The sequence below is a fragment of the Micromonospora sp. NPDC020750 genome (assembly GCF_044334565.1).
GTDB lineage: Bacteria > Actinomycetota > Actinomycetes > Mycobacteriales > Micromonosporaceae > Micromonospora.
Genome location: NZ_JBIRTH010000008.1, coordinates 161,481 through 183,155 on the forward strand (window position 1 = coordinate 161,481; position 21,675 = coordinate 183,155).

The following is a 21,675-nucleotide window of genomic DNA, read 5'->3' on the forward strand; positions in this document are numbered from 1 at the left end:
GGGCAGGCATGGCGGCGGCGGGACCGGGAAAGGCCGTCCTACGCGACCGTAGGTTACCGGGGCGTAGGGTTAAGCTGGCGGCCGGTCGACGGCGTCCCCGACGGCCGCCCGACGCCCGAGGAGAGCCGAGTGGAACCCACCGCCGACCGGCCCTGGCTGCGCAGCTACGCCCCCGGCGTGCCGGCCACCATCGCCGAGCCCCCGGGCTCGCTGGTCGACCTGCTCCGGGACGCCGCCAGTCAGTTCGGCCCCCGGGTCGCGCTGGACTTCTACGGCGCCACCACCACGTACGCGGACCTGGCCGACCAGGTGGCCCGCGCCGCCGAGGCGCTGCGCCGGCTCGGCGTCGCCCGGGGCGACCGGGTGGCGCTGGTGCTGCCGAACTGCCCCCAGCACGTGGTCGCCTTCTACGCGACGCTGCGGCTGGGCGCGGTGGTGGTCGAGCACAACCCGCTCTACACCGCCCAGGAGCTGGATCAGCAGCTCACCGACCACGGCGCCCGGGTGGCGGTGGTCTGGGACAAGGTCGCCCCCCTGGTGCGGGGCCGGGGCGCGGTGGAGACCGTGGTGGCGGTGGACCTCACCGGCGCGCTGCCCCGGCTCAAGCGGTGGGCGCTGCGGCTGCCGCTGCCCAGCGCCCGCGCGACCCGGGCGGCGATGACCGGCCCGGCCCCGGGCGCGACGCGCTGGGCGGACCTGCTCGCCGCCGCCGGGCCGCTGCCGGCCGACCATCCCGCGCCCGGCCCGGACGACACCGCGCTGCTGCAGTACACCGGCGGCACCACCGGCACCCCGAAGGGCGCGGTCCTGACCCACCGCAACCTGCGGGCCAACGCCGCGCAGGGCCGCGCGTGGGTGCCGGGCCTGCGCGACGGCGCGGAGACGGTGTACGCGGTACTGCCGCTGTTCCACGCGTACGGGCTCACGCTCTGCCTGACCTTCTCGGTGAGCATCGGGGCGACCCTGGTGCTCTTCCCCCGCTTCGACCTCGACCAGGTCCTCGACGCGGCCCGCCGCCGCCCGCCGACGTTCCTGCCCGCCGTCCCGCCGATCTACGAGCGGCTGGCCTCCGCCGCCCGGGAGCGCGGCGTCGACCTCACCTCCGTCCGGTACGCCCTCTCCGGCGCGATGGCCCTGCCGCCGGCCACCGTACAGCTGTGGGAGTCGGTGACCGGCGGCCTGCTGGTCGAGGGGTACGGCATGACCGAGTCCTCGCCGATCACCCTGGGCAACCCGGTCTCCCCCGCCCGCCGGCCCGGCACCGTGGGGGTGCCCTTCCCCTCCACCGATGTGCGCGTCGTCGACCCCGACGACCCGTCCCGGGACCGGGCCCCGGGCGAGCCCGGCGAGCTGCTGGTCCGCGGCCCGCAGGTCTTCACCGGCTACTGGCGACGCCCCGAGGAGACCGCGAAGGTGCTGCTGCCCGGCGGCTGGCTGCGCACCGGCGACATCGTGACGATGGACGCGGACGGCTTCGTCACGGTGGTCGACCGGATCAAGGAACTGATCATCACCGGCGGCTTCAACGTCTACCCGTCCGAGGTGGAGGACGCGCTGCGCCGGCTGCCCGGCGTACGCGACGCCGCCGCGGTGGGCCTGCCGGGCGAGCACGGCGGCGAGGAGGTCGTCGCGGCGGTGGTCCCGCACCCCGACGCCGACCTCGACGCGGCCGCACTGCGGGCCGGCTGCCGTGAGCACCTGGCCGGCTACAAGGTCCCCCGCCGAGTGGTGATCGTCGAGGACCTGCCCCGCTCGCAGATCGGCAAGGTCCTGCGCCGGGAGGTCCGCGACCGGCTGCTCGCCGGACACTGACCGGCACGGTGTTCGCCGACGGCGAAGACGTCCTCGGACACTGACCGGCACGGTGTCCGCCGACGGCGAAGACGTCCAGCCCGGCCTCGTCGGCGAGCTGTCCTACCCGGACGATCCCGCGGATCCGCTGTTCGGCGGTGGTTGGTGGGTCGGTGTGCGGATCGGGAGTGAGGTCGGCGAGGCTGACCAGACCGATCTCCATGAACCTACCTAAGACTTGGCAAATGCCGACATCGGCTATATATCCTGCCATCCTGCCGTCGCCCGCCGCGGCACCGCACCGTTCGCTACGTCAACGTCTCACACCGTCATGGGCCCCTGAACAGATACGCCGCCGCAGAGAAATCGAGGCCCGTGACGGGTCGTGCCAGGACGGTAGATCGCGTAACGTCGAACCGACCTCGGCAAGATCACCGCGCCGACCGGCGTTCCACGGGAAGGAAGCGGCTTGAAGGTATCCCCTGTTCACCCTCCGCCTGAGCCTGTCGCCGGCCCCGGCACAGCCAGCCTCGGCTCGGCAGCGCCGGATCGGATCCGTTGAGGGCCCGATCCATGGGGAGCGGGCGGCGTCGCGTTTCCCCTCCCACGTCGGCACACCCGACGTAGCGCGCCGGTCGGCGCACTCCGCATCGCAGCGGCGCGATGATGTCCGGCCTGACGCTGTCGACGCTCACGCCGGCTGCGGCGATCCACTCTGGTCCTTCCGTCCCCCACGTCGAGCGACCGTCCCGGGCAGCTCCACCGAGCTGGCAGACGAGTCGCCAGTCCACCATGCCGAGAGGGCAGGCAAACATGGTCATCGAGCAGCCTGGACAAACCTTCATTCCTGTCGAGAGCCTCAATGCTCGCACTTTCGGGCACGGCGCCCGGGCAGCCGCGATCGGCCGGCCGCTGGTCGTCTTCCTGGCGCACCTGCACAGCACGACCGGAAAGAACCTGCGCGTGACGGTTCCGCTCGGGATGACCTACGTGCACTCCTATCTGAAGGCGCGGTTCGGCGACGCGATCCAGATCAAGCAACTCGCCACGACGCAGCAGATCAACGAAGCGCTGAACGAGCAGGTGCCCGACGTCTTCGCGTTCGGCAACTACTCGTGGAACACCGCACTGACCAACGCGGTGATCGGTGTCGTGAAGCAGCGACACCCCAAGGTCGTCGTCGCGGTGGCCGGGCCGAACATCCCCACCGAGAAGCCCATCGCGCAGGCCGGCCTGCGCAGGAACCAGGCCGCCGATTTCTACATCTCCCGCGAGGGCGAGCACCCGCTCGCCAACCTCGTCGAGACGTGCCTGGGTCTGGCTGACCCCAGCGACGTCAAGGGGACGGTGGTGGACGGGTGCTACTCGCTCACGCAGGAGGGGCTGATCCTCCAGGGTGACCCGCTGGACCGGGTGGGCGTCCTGGAGGAGATCCCGTCGCCCTACCTGACCGGCCTGTGTGACGACTTCCTGGCGAATCCCGAGTTCATCCCGTTGCTCCAGACGTCACGCGGTTGCCCGTACCGGTGCACGTTCTGCGTGGCGGGTCACGACTGGTGGTCCAAGCTGCGGGCGTTCAGCGTGGAGCGCGTCAAGGAGGAGATCGACTACATCCAGGCTCGAACGTCGAATCCCCTGCTGCGCATCGCCGACGAGAACTTCGGGATCCTCCCCCGCGACGTCGAGATCGCCGAACACATCCGGAAGGTGAAGGACACGTTCTCCTACCCCTCCGTGGTGCAGGTCTACACCGACAAGCACCTGACCAAGAACGTCAAGCAGGTGACCCTGCTCATGCGGGACCTCATCCCGCTCAACATCAGCTTCCAGTCGCTGGACAAGCAGGTCCTGAAGAACATCAAGCGGGTCAACGTCAAGGACACCGCGATCGAGGAGGCTGCTGCCTTCGCCCGGGAGCACAGCCTGGTGCTCTCCACCGAGCTGATCTTCGGATTGCCTGGTGAGACGATCGATTCCTTCACGAACTCCCTGGACAAGGTTCTCGACCACCGCTTCGACAACGTCGTCATCTACGCGCTCAACATCCTCGACCAGGCCGAGATGGCCTTCGCGGAGTACCGCGAGAAGTTCGGCCTGAAGACCCGATTCGCCCTGTCCGAGAACGGTTACTCCGAGTACGACTCCGTGCAGACCTTCGAGATGGACGAGCTCGTGGTCGCGACCTCGACGATCCCGGAGCAGGAGTACCTCCGGTTCTTCAAGTTCATCTTCTTCTTCAACTTCGCGCTGTTCTACGGCTGGCTGCGGGAGTTGGTCTTCTTCTTCGAGACCAACGGCGTCCGGGCGACCTCCGTGATCCGCTCCATGCTGGCGGATCCCGAGCAGTGCCCGACCCTGGCCGAGTTCGCCAGCCGGTTCCTCACCGGCCATCGGGCGATGATGCGCGACACCCGCGAGGAGGTCGCCGAGCTCATCCGCGAGCTGGCCGAGAGTCAACCCGAGCAGGTCACCGACAACCAGTTCGGGGCGATGCGTTACCAGTACGCGGTCTTCAGCGACCTGTTCACCGAGGGCCGGTTCGCCGAGGTCGTCCACGAGTTCGCGCAGAGCGGCCTCCGGCTCCACCGCGAACTGACCGGTGAGACGCCGTCAGACTCGTTCCGGGAGCAGCTGGACGTGATCACCCAGTTGCAGATCCAGTCGTTCATCCCGCTGCACGAGCCCGTGCCCGAGACCGTGGTCCTGGAGTCCGGCTACGACCTGGTCGGGTGGAAGAACTCCAACTTCAGGCAGCCGCTCGCCGACTTCGCCCTCGCCGCACCGGCGAGGTTCTCCCTGCGGATCGAGGGCTACCAGCACCACGAACGGCTCTGGGACGCACGGGGCAACGACGACATCCGACGCATCTATCTGCGCAGCTTCGCCAGCACCAACGCGAACCGGCGGCGGCACCTCGAACTCTGCGAGGAGTCCCCGCCGGCCTGATCGGGGCGGGCGGCGTCGGCACACGACGGTCCCGACGCCGCCCGCTGACCCCGAGCGGGAGACGCATGACCGTCGACACCGGATCTGGACGCCGGACATCGGAGGGGCCGATGCGGCACGACCACGGGCGTGGGGGAACACATGGATGACATCGACCTGGACGGCTTCACCCACTCCCACGTTCCACTCATGTACGACCGGGACGGGCTGCACTGCTTCTGGGTGCCCCGGGCGCTCGCCGCGTCCCGGTGGGGCCGGGAGCGGCACGACGCCTTCTACGTCCATTTCCAGCTCTGGGTCCACTACAACCACCGGTGGGATCGCTACGACGTCGGTGATCGCTGGCGGGGCGCCGACAGCGCGACGGGCTGGGACACCGGGCTGGGCGCCGAGGTGGACGCGGTGCAGGACCGCATCTTCCGCACCCACCTGGGACTGCGTCTCGACACGTTCAGCTCCGGGGGCGAGAACGTGGTGGAGACACTCGCCGGGCTCCTGCGCGACGGCCGCGTCCCGCTGCTCCCCATGGACATGGGTGAGCTGCCGTCGTGCCGCGCCTACTACGACGGCCACCACTCGGGGCACGTCATCGTGGTGACCGGCTACCGCGAGCAGCGCGAGATGTTCACCGTGCTGGACGGGCTGCATCTCGAGTCGCTGACGAACGCCAGGCTGTTCCACGTCGACTCGACGGGCGGGCAGGCACCGCTCGACCCCTGGGAGACACCGTTGCGGTTCGCGGTGCCGTTCGAACCGACGGTCACCCTCCGGCAGGTCCTCGGGGACATCTGCACGACGGCCTACGTGCCGAGCGAACACCTCGCCCGCGCGCACGCGGCCTGGGCGGCCCACGGCGTTCCCTACCTGGTCGGGCAGGTCCTGACCGTCTCGGCCGGGCCGACGCCGACGACTGCCGCCGAGGTGGTCCGCGACGCCGCTAGCGAGCTCGCGGACGTGGCCGACGCGGTTCTCGCCGGCGAGGAGCCGGTACGGGCCAAAGCCGAGTTCCTGGCCGGGGTCGTGCCGGAGTCGTCGTGGCGTCAGTTCGGGTACGTGGACAGCCAACACATCCTGGGCGCCGCGGCGCGGCTGATCCTGTACCGGGCCGGGGCGAGCCCTGCCGACGCGGCGGCCTGCCAGCTCGCGGCGGCAGCCGCAGCGGGCCGCTGGCGTGCGCTCGTGGAGCGGGCGCTCGCCGACGGCGGGAAGCTCGATGACGCGCTCGCGCAGACCTACGACGACGCACTGGCCGCCGAGCGGGCCTGGGCGACGACGGTCCGGCGGGCGATGGGGCGCGGTTAGCCGGGCCCTGATCCGAGAGATGGAGAAATGGTGAACAAGATCAAGATTCCGGAGCTGACGCTGTGCCTCATCGTCAAGGATGAGGCCGCGTTCCTCCCGAGGTGCCTTGCGGAGGCCGGGCCCGTCTGCGGCGACGTCGTCATCGTGGACACGGGTTCGACCGACGGCTCTCAGGACATCGCGCGTTCCCACACCGACACGTTCATCCAGACGACGATGGACGGCGGCTACTCGGCCGCGCGGAACCTGGCCCTGGAGCAGGTGAAGACGCCCTGGGTGTTGTTCCTCGACGTGGACGAGGAGTTTCCCGCCACCGAGTGGCCACGGGTCGCCGCCCTCATCGAGCAGGCGCCCGACGACCATCTCGCCTACACCGTCCTTCGGTTCAATCTCACGGCCGTGGGCGCGATCTGGGTCGACCGCCCGGTGCGGCTCTTCCGCAGCCACCCGGACATCCGGTACCGGCGGCTCGTCGGTGAATCGGTGGAGGAGGCGGTGCAGGACATGGGGGGCGTCATCGCGTCCTCGGGTCTGGTCCTCAACCATCCCGGCAACGTCCGGCCGGTCGCGGACCGCACCGCCAAGCTGCGGCGCTACCTCGACCTCACCGAGAAGCAGATCGCCGACTACCCCGACCTCGGCCTGTGGCCCGCCTACGCGGGTTTCCTGCACCGCGCCCTCGGCAACTTCGAGCAGGCGGTCGAGTGGAGTTCCAAGGCCGTCGAGTCGGACCCGTCGGCACCGCGGGTGTGGGCCTACCACGGCCACGTGCTCCGTGCGGCGGATCGTCCGCACGACGCCCTCGCGGCGTTCCAGACCGCGGCCAAGCTGGCCCCGGAGGACTCCATCTTCCTCAACATGGTCGGCGTCATGCACCTCATGCTCAACGAGCTGGAGGAGGCCGAAGCGGCCTTCAAGGGGGCGCTCGCGCTGGAACCCGACCTGTTGCACGCCGAGATCAACCGCGGGCTGATCCGCCAGGCCCGGGAGGAGTACGAGGCCGCCGCCGAGATCCTGCGCGGGGTCGCCCAACGCAACGCTGGTCTCCTCCTGCAGGACTGGCGCGGGCGCGTCGAGATCGACCACTTCACGTACCTCTTCAACGAGACGGTTCCGCACTTCGCCGGCCTCGCCTATCACCTCGCCTACTGCGAGTTCATGGCGGCGTCCTCCCGCACCGAGGTCCGGTACCCGGTGGACGGGAGATTCGCCCGCACGAGGTAGGGCGTCGGCCGGGTGACCGTCGACCTGACGCCGCTCACCGTCGGCGGCCGGGGCGACCCGGCCGCCGACGCGCGGCCACCGTCACCGGTAGGCGCTCGCCTGGACGGTGAACAGGTCGGCGTAGAGGCCGTTCGCGCTCATCAGCGCGTCGTGGCTGCCCATCTCCCACAGCCGTCCGCCATGGAGGACGGCGATCTGATCCGCCGCCCGGACGGTGGAGAAGCGGTGTGACACGAAGAGAGTGATCACTCCGCGCTCTCCGCGCACGTCCGCCGCGGTGTTCACGAGTCGTTCGAACAGCGCGTTCTCCGCCAGGGCGTCCAGGGCCGCCGCCGGCTCGTCGAGGGCCACGAGCAGCGGGTCGCGTCGCATCAGGGTACGGGCGAGCCCCAACGTCTGCCACTGCCCGCCGGACAACTCCGCCCCGTCCCCGTAGCTGTGCCCGAGCAGACCGTTCAGGCCACCGGGAACCCTCCGCACAATGCCCCGCGCACCGGCCCGGTCGAGCGCTGTCATGATCTCCTGGTCGGCGTCGACGGCTGCCGGCCGGCCGAGCCCGACGTTCTCCCGAAGCAACAGCTCGAAGCGCGCGAAGTCCTGGAACAGCGTGGCGACCCGGGACCGCCAGTGTTCGGGGGTCAACTCCCGCAGGTCGATTCCGTCAACGGTGATCCGGCCCGAGGTCGGCTGGCAGAGGCCACAGATCATCCTCACCAGGGTGCTCTTGCCCGCACCGTTCTCACCCACCAGCGCCAACGTGCTGCCGGCCGGGATCTCCATCGAGACGTCCCGGATCACTGGCGCGTCGGCACCCGGATATGCGAAGGAGACCTGTTCCAGCCGGATCCCCCGACGCAGCCGGGCGGGCGTCCACGACACCACCTTCTGGCCGGCCGGCTCCTGCAACGGATCCGACGTCGGCGGCGACCCGTCAGGAGGACGGACCGGGCCGATCGCGGGCGCACTCCCCGGACCGGCCGTCAACTGCCGCAACACGTCGATGCGCTCGACGGTACGACCCATCTGCTGCAACGTCCCGAGCATCCCCAGCAGACCGGCCACCTGCACGCTGACCTGAACCGCGAGGGTGAGCACCAGGACGACCTGCCCGATGTTCGCCTCGCCGCGCACCGCGCCGCGGACGACGAGGAAGATCGCCGTCCCGTACGCAGCCGCGAACAGCACCTGCCCGCCGGCCCGCAACAGGGCGCTGCGCCAGTGCGCCCGCCACAGCCGGCCGGTCGTCGCGGCCCAGGCCGCCCGCTGCCGCGAGATCACCGCGTCCCGGGCACCCGCGAGCCGGATCTCCTTCGCGGAGCTTCCAGTCGTAGCCACCTTCACCAGGTGCCGGGACACCTGGATGTCGACGGCGGCGGCCTCCTGGGCGTCGTCGATCACCCGCTGCGCGCGGTTGCTGAGCAGCACCGGCGGCAGGGCGGCGAGCGGCAGCATGACGAGCCACGGGTCGACGCTGACCAGCAGCACGGCGGTGAGACCGATCTGCAGCACGACTCCGCCCAACTGCAGCGTCGACTCGAGCGCGTTCCGCACCCGGATCAGGTTCTCGTTCACCAGGGTCAGGGCCTCGACGAACCTCGGATTGTCGAAGTGGTCGATGCCGGCGCTGCCGTGGACGATCGAGGCGACCTCGTCGGTGAGGGCCAGTTGCTCCAGGTCTCCCAATTCGAAGTAGGACAGGTGCGCGAAGTGCATCATGGTCAGCTCGAAGACCAGCAGCATGGCTACGGCCAGGGCAAGCAGCACGGCCGCAGTGCCGTCCCGGCCGATCGCCGCGTTGGTGAAAGCCGCGAGGACGACACCGATCAACGGCGTCGCGAGATAGCCCACGGTCATCAGGACGATCGCGGTGAACAGCCTGCGGCGGTCGGTTCGGTAGCCGAGGCGCAGGAGGAAACCGGCCGCGAGGGCGATCTTTCTCATCCCACCGCCGTCGGTTCGGCCGCGTCCATCCGGAATCTCCTCGCCTGCAACTCGAACAGCTCGGCGTACCGGCCGTCGTGCCGAATCAGTTCGTCATGGCTACCGCGTTCGACGACCCGGCCGTGCTCGATCACCACGATCTGATCCGCGTGGCGGACCGTGGAGAAACGGTGGGAGATCAGGACGCTCGTGATCCCCTTCGCGGTGGCCAGGAACCGGTCGTGGAACTCCACCTCCGCCCGGACGTCGAGCTGCGCGGTCGGCTCGTCGAGCACCAGCACCGAGGCGCCGCCCTGGACGGCCAGCAGCGCCCGGGCAAGGGCGATCCGCTGCCACTGGCCGCCCGACAGGTCCGTGCCACCGGGATAGCGCGAGGACAGCGGCGTCCGGAGCGGGTCCGGCGCTCCGCGCAACGCGTCCAGGGCACCGGCCCGTTCGGCCGCGGCCGTGATCGCCTCGTCGTCCGCGAGCAGCCGCGGCGCACCGAGACCGATGTTCTCCGCCACCGTCAGCTCGTAGCGGACGTAGTCCTGGAAGGTCATCGCGAGTTGGCGGCGCCATTCATCCGGGTCGAAGCGGGCCAGCTCGGCCCCGTCCACGGTGATCCGCCCGCTCGTCGGCTCGTAGAGGCGAGCGAGCAGCTTCACCAGGGTGGTCTTGCCGGCGCCGTTCAGGCCGACGATGGCGGTGGAACGGCCGACCGGAAGCGTGAGGTCCAGGCCGTCGAGAATGGTGGGACCGTCCGCGGAGTACCGGAAGCTCACGTTGTCGAAACGGATCTCCCGGCTCGGCGGCACCGGCATCGTCGTCGCCCGCGCACCGACGGGCCGGGCGGCGCCCGCTTGTTGTTCGAAACGCTCCAGGGCGTGGAACGAGTGCAGTCCGAACTGCGTCTGCACATCGCATTCCGGGAAGTAGACGCCGAAGCGCATGGGGATCAGGATCCCCTGTAGTGCGACGGCGAGTTCGAAAAGGTCGACCTGCCCCCGGCCGGCCGCCACGGCCAGCATCGTGATGGCGACCGCTCCGCCGACGAAGCCGACCGCGGAGAACCCGACGAACGGCCAGAACTGCAGGCGTCGGCTACCGGCCCACATCAGCCGGAGATTGGCCATGGTGTCGGAGCGCAGCCGCTCACGCAGCCAGCCGAGCAGCCCGAACACGCGGATCTCCTTGGCGGCGGTCGCACCGGTCGCCAGGCCACCGATGTACCCGGCCCTGCGTCGGTGCCCGGCCAGGGACTCCGACACCGCCGCGAACCGCCCGAGCGTGCCGCGCACCCCCACCCGGATGACCAGTGCGGTGATCATCAGGATCATCCCCGCGAGCGGACTCAACACCACACCGACGAGGACCACGGCAGCTGTCAGCTGGCAGTAACGGGACACCAACGCGGGGATCGCGCCGACGGCATCGCCGGGGGTGTACGCCTGCCGCTCGAACGCCGCCCGCGCGTCGGCGAGCACGTCCAGCGCCTCGGGATTCTCCAGCAGGGCGATCGGCGCGTCGTCCAGCGCCGCGTTGAGCAGCCGCCCGATACACACCTCGTCGACCCGGCGCGCGATGACCTCGGTGACCGCGGACTGGAACGGCGTCAGCAGCTGTTGCAGGGTGAACGCGCCCAGGGCCACCGCGAAGACGACCACGATGCCGTCCCACGAGAGCCCCGTGGGCTCCGCGGCGAGGGCCGGCACGCGAGAGAGCAGCATGCTGGTGGAGACGATGAACGCCGACGGCAGCAGGCCGAGCGTGATGTTCAGCGCGAGTGCGCCGAGGGCCAGTCCGCGCCCCGCGTGCGGCAACAGGCGGAGCATCTGGAGCCAGCGGGTGGACCGATCCCTGATGGCGAGCGCCAGAGGTGCCACCGAACCTCCCATGTCACCCACGGTCATCGGCGTGGGGGCCGACCACCAAGTTCGGGGAGCCTATCGGCGGCCCGATTGATCATCAACAGGGCCGGTCTACCGGGAAGAGTGACGCGCCGCCGGGAGGTCGCGGCCGGAGCGGGACGTCCCTCGCGCCGTTTCCAGGCCCCACTGCGCCGCCGCGTCCACGACAGGTGCGAGTTGTTCACTCACCGTGGGAAGGGCATGGCCGTCCACGAAGTTGCGCAGTCCACCCGGCACCAGCGTGGCCAGCGCGGCGGCCACGACCGGTTCCTTGGTCCGCCCGCCGTCGGCGGGGGCACCGCACTCGCCCGCCAGGAGCCCCACGGCCACCGCCGCCGTGACAAGGGCCTGCGTCAGGTGGGCCGGCACCTCGCCGTCGCCCGGGCGTTGCGGGCATCCGTCGGCGATCAGCCGCCGCACGTCGTCGTCCCCGAGGCCGTAGGCCCGCAACAGGTCGATGGCCGGCACCTGCCGCCAGTCCTCGCTGGCCGGCTGATCGCGGAAGCGGCAGATGGCATCCCCGGTGAACCAGGAGAAGAACGGCACGAGAGCGATCCGGTCGAGGACGGTCTCGCCCGGCGTCACCAGGTCGGGCCGCCAGCACGCGGCCTTGCGCAGGCCGTGCCAGCCGTTGCCGGCGATGCTCACCTCGTCGCCGTGCTGGACGAGATTCGACACCGACACGACCATGGGCACGCCCATCGACCGCAGAAAGCCCAGGAGCACCTCGTCGTCCGGTTCGTCGCCGGCGGTGGCCCGTGCGGCGTACCGGTCGAACTCGCGGGCGACGTCGGCCGGCAGGACGAGCGCCTGGGCCGGCATGTACCCGTCGACGACCTCGACCCAGTCGGCGCCGACGAGCGCGGCGACCCGCAGGGCGTACGAGGTGAACGACCCCCACTCGGTGAACAGACCGAGGGCGTGCCCCGGCAGGGCGCGCGTCCCGGCGAGCGCGTGCCGCACGAAGTCCGGCACCAGGACGGAGTCGTCCTGGACGACGAGGTGATGCGTCGCGCCCGGCGCGACCCGCGACCATGCCATGCGCGAGGTGCGGAGCGTGCCGCCGGGCCGGCCTGGCTCCGGGTCGGTCGCCACGCCCGCGTCGAAGTCCGTGAGCGCCACGGCGAGACGCTCCGCGGCCGCCTGCCGGGCGGGATGCGCCATGACGCAGGCCGAGAGCCGAACCGGCGGGTCGAACCGACGTTCAGCGGCCGAGGCGGGCCGGGCACCCGTCGACACATCGTGGGCGGTCATGGAGATCACTGTATCCACCGTTGATCACCTGGGAACCGGCCACCACGGCATGCTTGACGACGGAAGAACCGGCCGGGCAGGATTCACCGCTGTGTCCAGTGAGAGCTCAGACGGCGGGCTGATGGAGTGGACGTGGGCGGTCGCCACGGATTCGTCGGAGGCGCACGCCCTGCTGTGTGCCAGTGACGGACACCAGGCGGCCCGGTACGGGATGGTCGCTCCCGTCCGCAACCTCGACACCACCGAACGCCGGGTGCGGGCGGGCTCGGTGCACCTGCTGCGGCACGGCACCGAGGCGGCGGCATCGTTCACGCTGTCCCAGGAGCCCCCGCACGGCCTGGACCTCTCCGTCTACCCGCCCGCCACCAGCCCGGTCTACCTGCAACGACTGGCCGTCGCGCCGGCGTACGAGGGATCGATCGTCGGTGTCCGGTGCCTGCGCCGGGCCGTCGAGCTCGCTCGAGAGCAGGGTGCGGACGTGCTGCGCTGCGAAGCCAACCCCGACCTGCTGGCGACGCGGCGGATGCTCGACACGCTCGGCTTCACCCAGCACGGGCCGACCCTGGCGGAGAACGGCGTGCGCCGGGTCCACCTGCAGAAAACCGTCACCGGCTAGCCCGCGGCGGCGGGCGACGACGAGCGACGACGAATCAGCGACGTGACCCGACGGGGTCCGCCGGGTACGGACAGCCCACGGCTGTCGTCCGAAGGGAACGGGACTCTGTAGTGGACGAGTTGAGAAAGACCATCACCGAGCTGGTGCGGCCGTACGTCCATGCTGCCGACGCGCGCGCCCTGGCCGATCCCGACGCGGAGCTGGCCGCGCTCGGCGTCGACTCCCTCGCCGTCGTCGAGCTGATCGTCCTGCTCGAGAACAGGTTCTCGGTCACGTTCGCGTCCGACATGCTCGACTGGTCCACTTTCCGTACCGTCGGGTCCATCGCGGACACGGTCGAGGCCCTGCGCGGACCCACCCGCGCCGACGGGCCCGATCCGAGCGACCTCGATCGCCCCTCCTCCCCGAATCGGTTCGCCTAGACATGCGCACAGCCCAGGCCACGGATCACGATCTCGCCCACAGCTACCTCGGCCGCCCCTTCGGGCCGCCCTGGGAGTACGGCGGCACCATCGTGGCGACTCTCCTGCGCCAGGTCGCCACGCTCGGCGACGCCGCCTTCCTGACGACCGCCACGGCGGACGGCGAGACGACGACGCTCTCCTACCGCGACGTGGATCGCCTGAGCCGGCGAGTGGGCGCCTGGCTGCGCCGGGAGGCGCGGGTGGGAGCAGGCGACGTCGTGGCGCTCGCGCCGGTCAACGACGCGCGGTCGGTCATCGGCATCCTCGGGTCCCTCCGCGCGGGCTGCGCGGTGCTGCTGCTCAGCCCCGCCGATCCGGTCGCCCGGCTGCGCCCGCAGGTCGAGTCCGCCGGGGCGAAGGTGGTCCTGCACCCCCCGGCGGTCTCCCTCGACCCGTCGTTGACGCCGGTGGTCATTCCGGACCCCGACACCCTGGCGGATCCGCCGGGGGGCGGGTCGGACGCGCCGGTGGAACCGGGCGCCGACGCGTTCCTCATCGGCACCTCCGGATCGACGGCCGCCTCCAAGCTCGTGGTGCAGTCGCACTACAACGTCGTGGCGAACGCCGCCGCGCTGCGCACCCATCACCGGATCAGGCCGGGCGAGCGGATCCTGGGGTGCCTTCCGATCCACCACGTGAACGGACTCCACTTCACCGTGCTGGGCCCGCTCGCGGCGGGTGCCCACGTGCTGCTCGCGCACGCGTTCGACCCGTTCGGCTACCCCCGGCTGCTCGAACGGTTCCGGCCGCGGATCGCGAGCGTGGTGCCGAGTCTCCTCGAAGCCCTCACCCACACGTGGCGGTCGCCGCGGTTGCCGGGAGACTTCGGATACTTCGTCTCGGCCGCCGCGCCGTTGACCGCCCAGACCGCGCAGGAGGTGTCGCGGCGTCTCGGAGTGCGGGTCCTACAGGGCTACGGGCTGACCGAGACCACCAACTTCTCCACCACGATGCCCACGGACGTCTCGCCGGACACCTACCGCCGGCTGGTCCTGGAGGCGGACATCCCGTCCATCGGGGCGGCGATGCCCGGCAACGAGGTCGCCGTGCTGCTGGAGGACGGCAGGGTGGCCGAGCCGGGCCAGGTCGGCGAGCTCTGCATGCGTGGCCACAACGTGATGAGCCGGTATGCGGGTAACGCCGCCGCCACCGCCGAGGCTTTCCGGCACGGCTGGTTCCATTCGCAGGACATGGGCTTCGCGGTACGGGACCCGGACGACGACCGGCCCTACTTCGTCATCACGGGACGCAGCAAGAACATCGCCAAGGTACGTGGCGAGACGGTTTCCCTCGAGGAGATGGAGCGGGCGCTACGGGCACTGCCGGGCGTCCGCGACGCGGCGTGCGTCTGCCTGCCGCACCGGTTCCTGGGTGACGAGATCGTGGCAGCGGTGGTGTTCGCCCCCGGCGAGCGGCCGGATGTCGGCACCGCGCTGCGCGCCTCGTTCGCCACCACCGTCGTGCCGCGACGGGTCCTGTCGCTCGACGCCATTCCCCGGACCGCCACGGGGAAGATCCTCCGGCCGAGGCTGGCCGAACAGGTCGCCGCGCACCTCGACGCACCGCAGCCGTAACCGTGCCGGACAGGACCGCCGCGTCGGCACCCGCCTCGGCGGCACCGCAGGGCTCGTGGGACCGGTGCCGCCATCGCCGCGGCGACGAGCGATGGGTCGACGATGCCTGGCGGCGAGCGCGTGTCCTGGTCATCGACGTGTCCGGGGGCGGAGACGTCCTGGTCCGGGACTCCGACCGGCCCGATGCCGACGGCGCGTCCGCCACGCTGCCGCTGGTGGATTCCGCCGACGCGCCGCCGGGGGAACGGCTGTTCCTCGGCGCGATCGACGGCACACCCGTCTTCGCCGTCGTCGCCCCCCTGCCCGCCGTCCCGGGTACGGGCAGGGGGAACCTGCGCGAGATCGGGCACCGGCTCGCCGAGACGGAGGCGGCGCTGCTCACCGTGGCGACCGCCCTGCGGAACTGGCACGCCGCCGCCGGGTACTCCCCCGCCACCGGGGCGGTGACCAGGCCCGTCACGGGCGGCTGGGCCAGAGCCGACGACCGCGGCGCCCTGGTCCGGCCGCGGGTCGACCCGGCGGTTCTCGTGCTGGTGCACGACGGCGGGTCCGGGCCCGACGGGCGCTGCCTGCTGGCACACCGGGCACCGGGCACGATGGTGGCGGGGACCCGGCAGTTCTCCAGCGTCGCCGGATTCGTCGAGCCCGGGGAGTCGCCGGAGCAGGCGGCGGCCCGGGAGGTCGCTGAGGAGATCGGTGTCACACTCACCGGCCTCCGGTACGCGGGTAGCCAGGCCTGGCCGTTTCCCGGCTGCCTGATGCTGGGCTTCCGTGCCCTGGCGGATCCCCGGGAACCGATCCGGACCGACCCGACCGAGATCGCCGCCGCCGGCTGGTTCACCCGTCGGCAGATCGCCGAGGCCCTCGCCGGCGCCCCGGTGGAGACCGTCGCCGGCGGACTCCTCGCCCTGCCCCCACGGGCGTCGCTGGCCTGGTCACTGCTCGCCGACTGGGCACGCGGCCCGGCTGGCTGGTCGGCTGGTCGTTCGGCACCGACCGGGCGGCGCCCGGCGGCGGACGAAGGGCCGGCGTGACGGCGGGGCGCCGGACCGGCGCCACCGGTCGCCCCCGGACCACCGGCCTCGGGGCCGCTCCGGCGGTGTGGCGCGTGGGTTACGATATTGCCGCGAGGCGCAGATGGGGACGAGTACCGCCGCACGCAGCCAAAAGCGACCCGGGGATGGTGGAAGCCCGGGGGTGTTGCACGGCGGGAAGATCACCCCGGAGCCGTCGGAGGAAAGGCCGCGAGGCCGAGTAGAACCGACCGCACCCGAAGAGAGAGGGCCGCACGCGGCCAAGGAGGGTGGTACCGCGGGGCCGCAGGCCTCGTCCCTCCGCCGGAGCTTCACCCCATGCATCCGTCGGAGGAACCATGTACCGCAGCGTCCCGACTCAGGTCGATCTGCCCGATCTCGAACACGAGGTCCTGCACTTCTGGCACGCCAACAGCGTCTTCGCGCGCAGCCTCGAACAGTCCAGCAGCCGCCCGGAGTGGGTGTTCTACGAGGGGCCGCCCACGGCCAACGGCATGCCGGGAGCCCACCACATCGAGGCGCGGGTCTTCAAGGACGTCTTCCCGCGCTACAAGACCATGAAGGGCTTCCACGTCGCCCGCAAGGCGGGCTGGGACTGCCACGGCCTGCCCGTCGAGCTCGCCGTCGAGAAGGAACTGGGCTTCTCCGGCAAGCAGGACATCGAGAAGTTCGGCGTCGCGGAGTTCAACGCCCGCTGCCGCGAGTCGGTGACCCGGCACACCGACGCGTTCGCCCGCCTCACCGAGCGCATGGGCTACTGGGTGGACATGGACGACGCCTACCGGACGATGGACCCGGAGTACATCGAGTCCGTCTGGTGGTCGTTGAAGCAGATCTTCGACAAGGGCCTGCTGGTCGAGGACTTCCGGGTCGCGCCGTGGTGCCCCCGGGACGAGACCGGCCTGTCCGACCACGAGCTCGCCCAGGGGTACGAGACGGTCGTCGACCCGTCGGTGTACGTCCGCTTCCCGCTCGTCTCGGGGCCGCTGGCCGGGCGGGCGTCGCTGCTGGTCTGGACCACCACGCCGTGGACCCTGGTGTCGAACGTCGCGGTGGCCGTGCACCCCGACGTGACGTACGTGGTGGCGACCGACGGCAACGAGCAGCTGGTGGTCGCCGAACCCCTGATGGCCCAGGTGCTCGGCGACGGCTGGGACCTCACCGGGGAGTCGTTCAAGGGTCAGGAGCTCGAGCGGTGGGGCTACCGCGCGCCGTTCGACCTGGTCGACATCCCCGACGCGCACATCGTGATCCTCGCGTCGTACGTGACGACGGACAGCGGCTCGGGCCTGGTCCACCAGGCGCCGGCCTTCGGCGCGGACGACCTGGTGAACTGCCGGGCGTACGGGCTGCCGATGGTGAACCCGGTGCAGCCCAACGGCCGGTTCCTTCCGGAGCTCCCCCTCGTCGGCAGCGTCTTCTTCAAGGAGGCGGACCGCCCGCTCATCGACGACCTGGCCGCCCGGGGGTTGCTCTTCCGCCACGTCCCGTACGAGCACAGCTACCCGCACTGCTGGCGCTGCCACACCGCGCTGATCTACTACGCCCAGCCCTCCTGGTACGTCCGGACGACCGCGGTGCGCGAGGCCCTGCTGCGCGAGAACGACCGCACCACCTGGCACCCCGCCACCGTGAAGTACGGCCGGTACGGCGACTGGCTCAACAACAACGTCGACTGGGCGCTTTCGCGGCGGCGCTACTGGGGCACCCCGCTGCCGATCTGGCGTTGCGAGAACGAGCACCTGACCTGCGTCGGGTCGCTGGCCGAGCTCAGTGAGCTGACCGGATCCGATGTGACCGGGCTCGACCCGCACCGGCCGTTCATCGACGACGTCACGTTCACCTGTCACTGCGGGACGACCGCCCGGCGGGTTCCCGAGGTGATCGACGCTTGGTACGACTCGGGTTCCATGCCGTTCGCGCAGTTCGGCTATCCGTACCAGAACGTCGAGCTGTTCGAGAAGCGGTACCCGGCACAGTTCATCTCCGAGGCCATCGACCAGACCCGTGGGTGGTTCTACACCCTGATGGCGATCGGCACGCTGGTGTTCGACCGGTCGCCGTACGAGAACGTGGTCTGCCTCGGCCACATCCTGGCCGAGGACGGCCGGAAGATGTCCAAGCACCTGGGCAACATCCTCGAACCGATCCCCCTGATGGACCAGCACGGCGCGGACGCGGTGCGCTGGTTCATGGCCGCCGTCGGCTCGCCCTGGTCGGCTCGACGGGTCGGGCACACCGCGCTCCAGGAGGTGGTCCGCAAGATCCTGCTGACCTACTGGAACACGGTGGCCTTCCAGGCGCTGTACGGGCGGACCGCCGGCTGGTCCCCGTCCGACGCCGACCCGGCCCCCGCGGACCGGCCGGTCCTGGACCGGTGGCTGCTCTCCGAGCTGAACACGCTGGTGCAGCAGGTGGACGCCGCGATGGACACGTTCGACACCCACCAGGCGGGCCGGCTGCTGTCCGCGTTCGTCGACGACCTCTCCAACTGGTACGTCCGGCGCAGCCGGCGGCGTTTCTGGCGGGGCGACCCGGCGGCGCTCGCCACCCTGCACGAGGTGCTCTCCACCGTCACGCTGCTCATGGCGCCGATCACGCCGTTCATCACCGAGCGGGTGTGGCAGGACATGGTCGTGCCGGTCACCCCGGACGCGCCGCCGTCGGTGCACCTGGCCCCGTACCCGGTCGCGGACGAGTCCCTGATCGACCCGGCCCTGTCCCGGCAGTCGGCGCTGGCGCGGCGGCTGGTCGAGCTGGGCCGCGCCGCCCGCGCCGACTCCGGGATGAAGGTCCGGCAGCCGCTGTCCCGGGCGCTGGCCTCGGCACAGGGCTTCGAGGAGCTGTCCGCGGAGCTGCTGGCGGAGATCACCGCCGAGCTGAACATCGGGTCGGTGACCGCCGTGGGCGGGGCCGGCGAATCGCTGGTGGACACCACGGCGAAGGCCAACTTCCGCACCCTCGGCAGGCGGTTCGGGAAGACCGTGCAGCAGGTGGCCGCGGCGATCGCGGCGGCCGACGCCACCGCCCTCAAGGACTCCCTGCGGGAGTCCGGATCCGCGACGGTCGTGGTGGGCGACGAGCCTGTCACCCTCGGCCCGGACGAGGTGATCATCGTCGAGACGCCGCGCGAGGGCTGGGCGGTCGCCAGCGATGCCGGCGCCACCCTGGCGCTGGACCTGCACCTGACGCCCGAGCTACGGCGGGCCGGGGTGGCCCGCGACGCGATCCGGCAGATCCAGGAGGCACGCAAGGCCAGCGGCCTCGACGTGACCGACCGGATCGTGCTGCGGTACCGGGCGACCCGGGAGGAGACGGCCCTGGCCCTCGCCGAGCACCGCGACCTGGTCGCGGATGAGGTGCTGGCCGTCGACTGCGCCGACGGGGAACCGTCGTGGGCCGACCCCGAGCCGTTCGCCGACGAGTCGCTCGGCCTGACGTTCTGGCTCCGCAAGGCCTGACGTCGCGGCGCCCCGGCTCACCCACGTGGGTGAGCCGGGGCGCGACGGCCCGGGTCAGCCGACGGAGAACTCGTGCACCGTACGGTGCCGGTAGGTCTGCCCGGGGTCGAGCCGGACCGACGGCACGTCCGGAAGGTTCGGCGCGTCCGGCCACGCGCCGGCCTCCAGGGCCAGCCCCGCGCGGGGCGCGAACAGCCCGTCGCCGCTGTACACGCCGAGCCCCGGCTGGTCGGTGACCACCCGCATCCGGCGACCGCTGCGCTCGTCGTGCAGCTCGGCGGCCCACCGTGGTTCGTCGAGGACGAAGAAGTTGTCCAGCCGGGCGGCCCCGATGCGGCGCGGCTCGCGGAAGTCCAGGCGGGTCCCGGCCAGCGGGAACAGCGGACCGGCCAGTGGGAACAGCTCCTCGTCGAACGGGACGATCCGCTCGGCGTTGAGCGCGAGCAGGTGGGTGTCCACCGTCCCCGCACCGGCCAGATTCCAGAACGCGTGGTTGGTCAGGCCGACGAGCGTCGGGGCGGTGGTCGACGCCCGGTACTCGAAGGTGAGCCGGCCCGCGGCGTGCAGGCGGTACGTCACCTCGGCGGTCAACTCCCCCGGGTATCCCTGGTCCCCGTCCGGGCTGACCAGCGTCAGGACCGCCGCCACCTGGTCCGGGCCCTCCTCGACGCGGGCCAGCCACACCCGGCGGTCGAAACCGTTCGTGCCGCCGTGCAGATGGTGGCGGCCGGCGTTGCGGTCCAGCGTGTACCGGGTGCCGTCGAGGAGGAAGGTCCCGTTCCGGACGCCACGGCAGTACCGCCCGACGGTGGACCCGACATAGGCGTTGAGCGCCCGGTCCTCGTACGCGGCCAGGTCCGGCAGCCGGCACACGACGTTGCTCCGGTCGCCGGCCCGGTCGGGCACCACCACCTCGACGAGGGTCGCGCCGTACGTCCAGACCGTCACGTCGATGTCGCCCGCCGAGAGCGTGATCTCGTCGACGGCGCGTCCGGCGTCAGGGCCGTCGGGTCCGGTCACGCCGACCTGCCGCTGTCGCACGCGCGTCGCGTCAGACTGCGTCATCTTCTCCCCCGTCATCCGTCCGAGCGGGCCGATGATAGAGCCGGCCTCAGACCTCCCGCAACGACGCGTACTCACGTAGCGCCGGGGCCACCCGCGTGATCATCAGTTCCACGGTCTGCCAGTCGATCGGCGGCTTGACCGCCAGGAGGAAGTCCCGGACGCCGAGGTCGACATACGGCCTGAGGTCCGCCACGCACCGCTCGGGCGTACCGAAGCTCAGGTACTCGGCGCGCACCTCGTCCGGCGCTCCGCGTAGCAGCTCCGCCGATCGCGCGTCGACGCCGGACGCCCGTTCGACCAGCACCGCCCGGAACGTGACCGATCGACGGATGCTGGCCTCGTCGCGCCCCACCTCCACGCAGTGCCCACGCAGGGCGGCGAGCTGGCGACCGTAGTCCTCGGTGGTGGTCGCGAGGGTGTTCCAGATATCGGCATGCCGGGCCGCTGTCCGCAGCGTCCGCCGCACCCCGCTCCCGCCCACCACGAGGGGCACGTGGTCCTGCCGGGGCTTTGGCGCGAGCCGGGCCCGGTCCAGCTGGAAGTGCCGCCCCTCGAACGTCGTCTCGGGCTCCGTCCAGAGCCGCCGGAGGATCTCGCAGGTCTCCTCGAGCCGGTCCAGCCGCTCCCCGGCGGCGGGGAACGGGATGCCGTACTGCTCGTAGGCCAGATCCGGTCCGCCCGCGCCGAGGCCCACCTCGAGCCGCCCGTCGCAGACGTGGTCGATGGTGGCCAGGGCGGCGGCGGTGACGGCGGGATGACGCCACATCGCGCCGGTGACCAGCATGGCGCAGCGGATCCGCTCGGTCTGCGCGGCGAGAGCGGCCAGCAGCGTCATGCCCTCGAAGCAGGGCTGGTCGGGGCCGTACAGGTGCGGGCGCAGATGGTCGATCAGCGAGATCCAGTCGTAGCCCAGTTGCTCCGCCCGCCGCCAGAGATCACGGCAGATCTCGTAGCTGCCGTGCAACTGGCCGGAGTGGATCCCGAACCGGAGGGCGTCGCCGTACAGCCTCGTCGGGGGCAGGGTGTGCGCGTGGCCGTCGCGGGCCGGGCTGACAGCGTCCATGGCGACGACCCTAGGGTCTCCGCCGGCCCGTCGCCCACCCGCGTCGCCCAC

The 21,675-nt window shown here is 71.3% G+C and carries 15 protein-coding genes; 10 read left to right on the forward strand and 5 right to left on the reverse strand.

What is annotated here, in order from left to right:
- Positions 1-129 precede the first annotated feature (129 nt).
- The 5 genes from ACH4T9_RS24080 (at position 130) to ACH4T9_RS24100 (ending at position 7,263) form a co-directional block, all read left to right on the forward strand.
- Positions 130-1,812, forward strand: a complete 1,683-nt coding sequence (locus ACH4T9_RS24080) for a long-chain-fatty-acid--CoA ligase (protein ID WP_396673599.1) — start codon at positions 130-132, stop codon at positions 1,810-1,812.
- 52 nt (positions 1,813-1,864) lie between these two features.
- Positions 1,865-2,026, forward strand: coding sequence for a hypothetical protein (locus ACH4T9_RS24085; RefSeq protein WP_396673600.1), 162 nt, complete (start codon positions 1,865-1,867; stop codon positions 2,024-2,026).
- A gap of 728 nt (positions 2,027-2,754) precedes the next feature.
- Entirely contained in the window at positions 2,755-4,737 is a 1,983-nt protein-coding gene (locus tag ACH4T9_RS24090) for a B12-binding domain-containing radical SAM protein (protein WP_396686859.1), read from the forward strand.
- A gap of 141 nt (positions 4,738-4,878) precedes the next feature.
- Positions 4,879-6,039: a BtrH N-terminal domain-containing protein gene (locus ACH4T9_RS24095; RefSeq protein ID WP_396673602.1), complete on the forward strand. Its 1,161-nt coding sequence runs from the start codon at positions 4,879-4,881 to the stop codon at positions 6,037-6,039.
- A gap of 27 nt (positions 6,040-6,066) precedes the next feature.
- Positions 6,067-7,263, forward strand: a complete 1,197-nt coding sequence (locus ACH4T9_RS24100) for a glycosyltransferase (RefSeq protein ID WP_396673603.1) — start codon at positions 6,067-6,069, stop codon at positions 7,261-7,263.
- An 81-nt stretch (positions 7,264-7,344) separates the two neighbouring features.
- On the opposite strand, the gene ACH4T9_RS24105 is transcribed toward ACH4T9_RS24100, so the two are convergent.
- From ACH4T9_RS24105 to ACH4T9_RS24115, 3 genes are all read right to left on the reverse strand, one after another.
- Positions 7,345-9,204: an ABC transporter ATP-binding protein gene (locus ACH4T9_RS24105; RefSeq protein WP_396673604.1), complete on the reverse strand. Its 1,860-nt coding sequence runs from the start codon at positions 9,202-9,204 to the stop codon at positions 7,345-7,347.
- Positions 9,201-11,069: an ABC transporter ATP-binding protein gene (locus tag ACH4T9_RS24110; RefSeq protein WP_396673605.1), complete on the reverse strand. Its 1,869-nt coding sequence runs from the start codon at positions 11,067-11,069 to the stop codon at positions 9,201-9,203. Before ACH4T9_RS24110 ends, ACH4T9_RS24105 begins: the two co-directional genes overlap by 4 nt.
- Positions 11,070-11,165: 96 nt before the next feature.
- Positions 11,166-12,347, reverse strand: a complete 1,182-nt coding sequence (locus ACH4T9_RS24115; protein WP_396673606.1) for a hypothetical protein — start codon at positions 12,345-12,347, stop codon at positions 11,166-11,168.
- Positions 12,348-12,438: 91 nt separating this feature from the next.
- On the opposite strand from ACH4T9_RS24115, the gene ACH4T9_RS24120 reads away from it, so the two are divergent.
- From ACH4T9_RS24120 to ileS, 5 genes are all read left to right on the forward strand, one after another.
- On the forward strand, positions 12,439-12,963 hold the full coding sequence (locus ACH4T9_RS24120) for a GNAT family N-acetyltransferase (protein WP_396673607.1): 525 nt from the start codon (positions 12,439-12,441) through the stop codon (positions 12,961-12,963).
- Positions 12,964-13,073: 110 nt separating this feature from the next.
- On the forward strand, positions 13,074-13,385 hold the full coding sequence (locus ACH4T9_RS24125) for a phosphopantetheine-binding protein (protein ID WP_396673608.1): 312 nt from the start codon (positions 13,074-13,076) through the stop codon (positions 13,383-13,385).
- A 2-nt stretch (positions 13,386-13,387) separates the two neighbouring features.
- Positions 13,388-15,001 carry a class I adenylate-forming enzyme family protein gene (locus tag ACH4T9_RS24130; RefSeq protein ID WP_396673609.1) on the forward strand — a complete coding sequence of 538 codons (1,614 nt, stop codon included), beginning with the start codon at positions 13,388-13,390 and terminating at the stop codon, positions 14,999-15,001.
- A 2-nt stretch (positions 15,002-15,003) separates the two neighbouring features.
- Positions 15,004-16,035, forward strand: a complete 1,032-nt coding sequence (gene nudC / locus ACH4T9_RS24135) for an NAD(+) diphosphatase (RefSeq protein ID WP_396673610.1) — start codon at positions 15,004-15,006, stop codon at positions 16,033-16,035.
- Positions 16,036-16,373: 338 nt separating this feature from the next.
- Complete coding sequence (ileS, locus tag ACH4T9_RS24140) at positions 16,374-19,496, forward strand: isoleucine--tRNA ligase (protein ID WP_396673611.1); 3,123 nt, start codon at positions 16,374-16,376, stop codon at positions 19,494-19,496.
- A 54-nt stretch (positions 19,497-19,550) separates the two neighbouring features.
- On the opposite strand, the gene ACH4T9_RS24145 is transcribed toward ileS, so the two are convergent.
- Together ACH4T9_RS24145 and ACH4T9_RS24150 are read right to left on the reverse strand one after the other, a co-directional pair.
- A complete protein-coding gene (locus tag ACH4T9_RS24145; protein WP_396673612.1) occupies positions 19,551-20,516 on the reverse strand; it encodes an aldose epimerase family protein in 966 nt (321 codons plus the stop codon).
- A 91-nt stretch (positions 20,517-20,607) separates the two neighbouring features.
- Positions 20,608-21,624, reverse strand: a complete 1,017-nt coding sequence (locus ACH4T9_RS24150) for an LLM class flavin-dependent oxidoreductase (protein ID WP_396673613.1) — start codon at positions 21,622-21,624, stop codon at positions 20,608-20,610.
- Between the last annotated feature and the right edge of the window lie 51 nt (positions 21,625-21,675).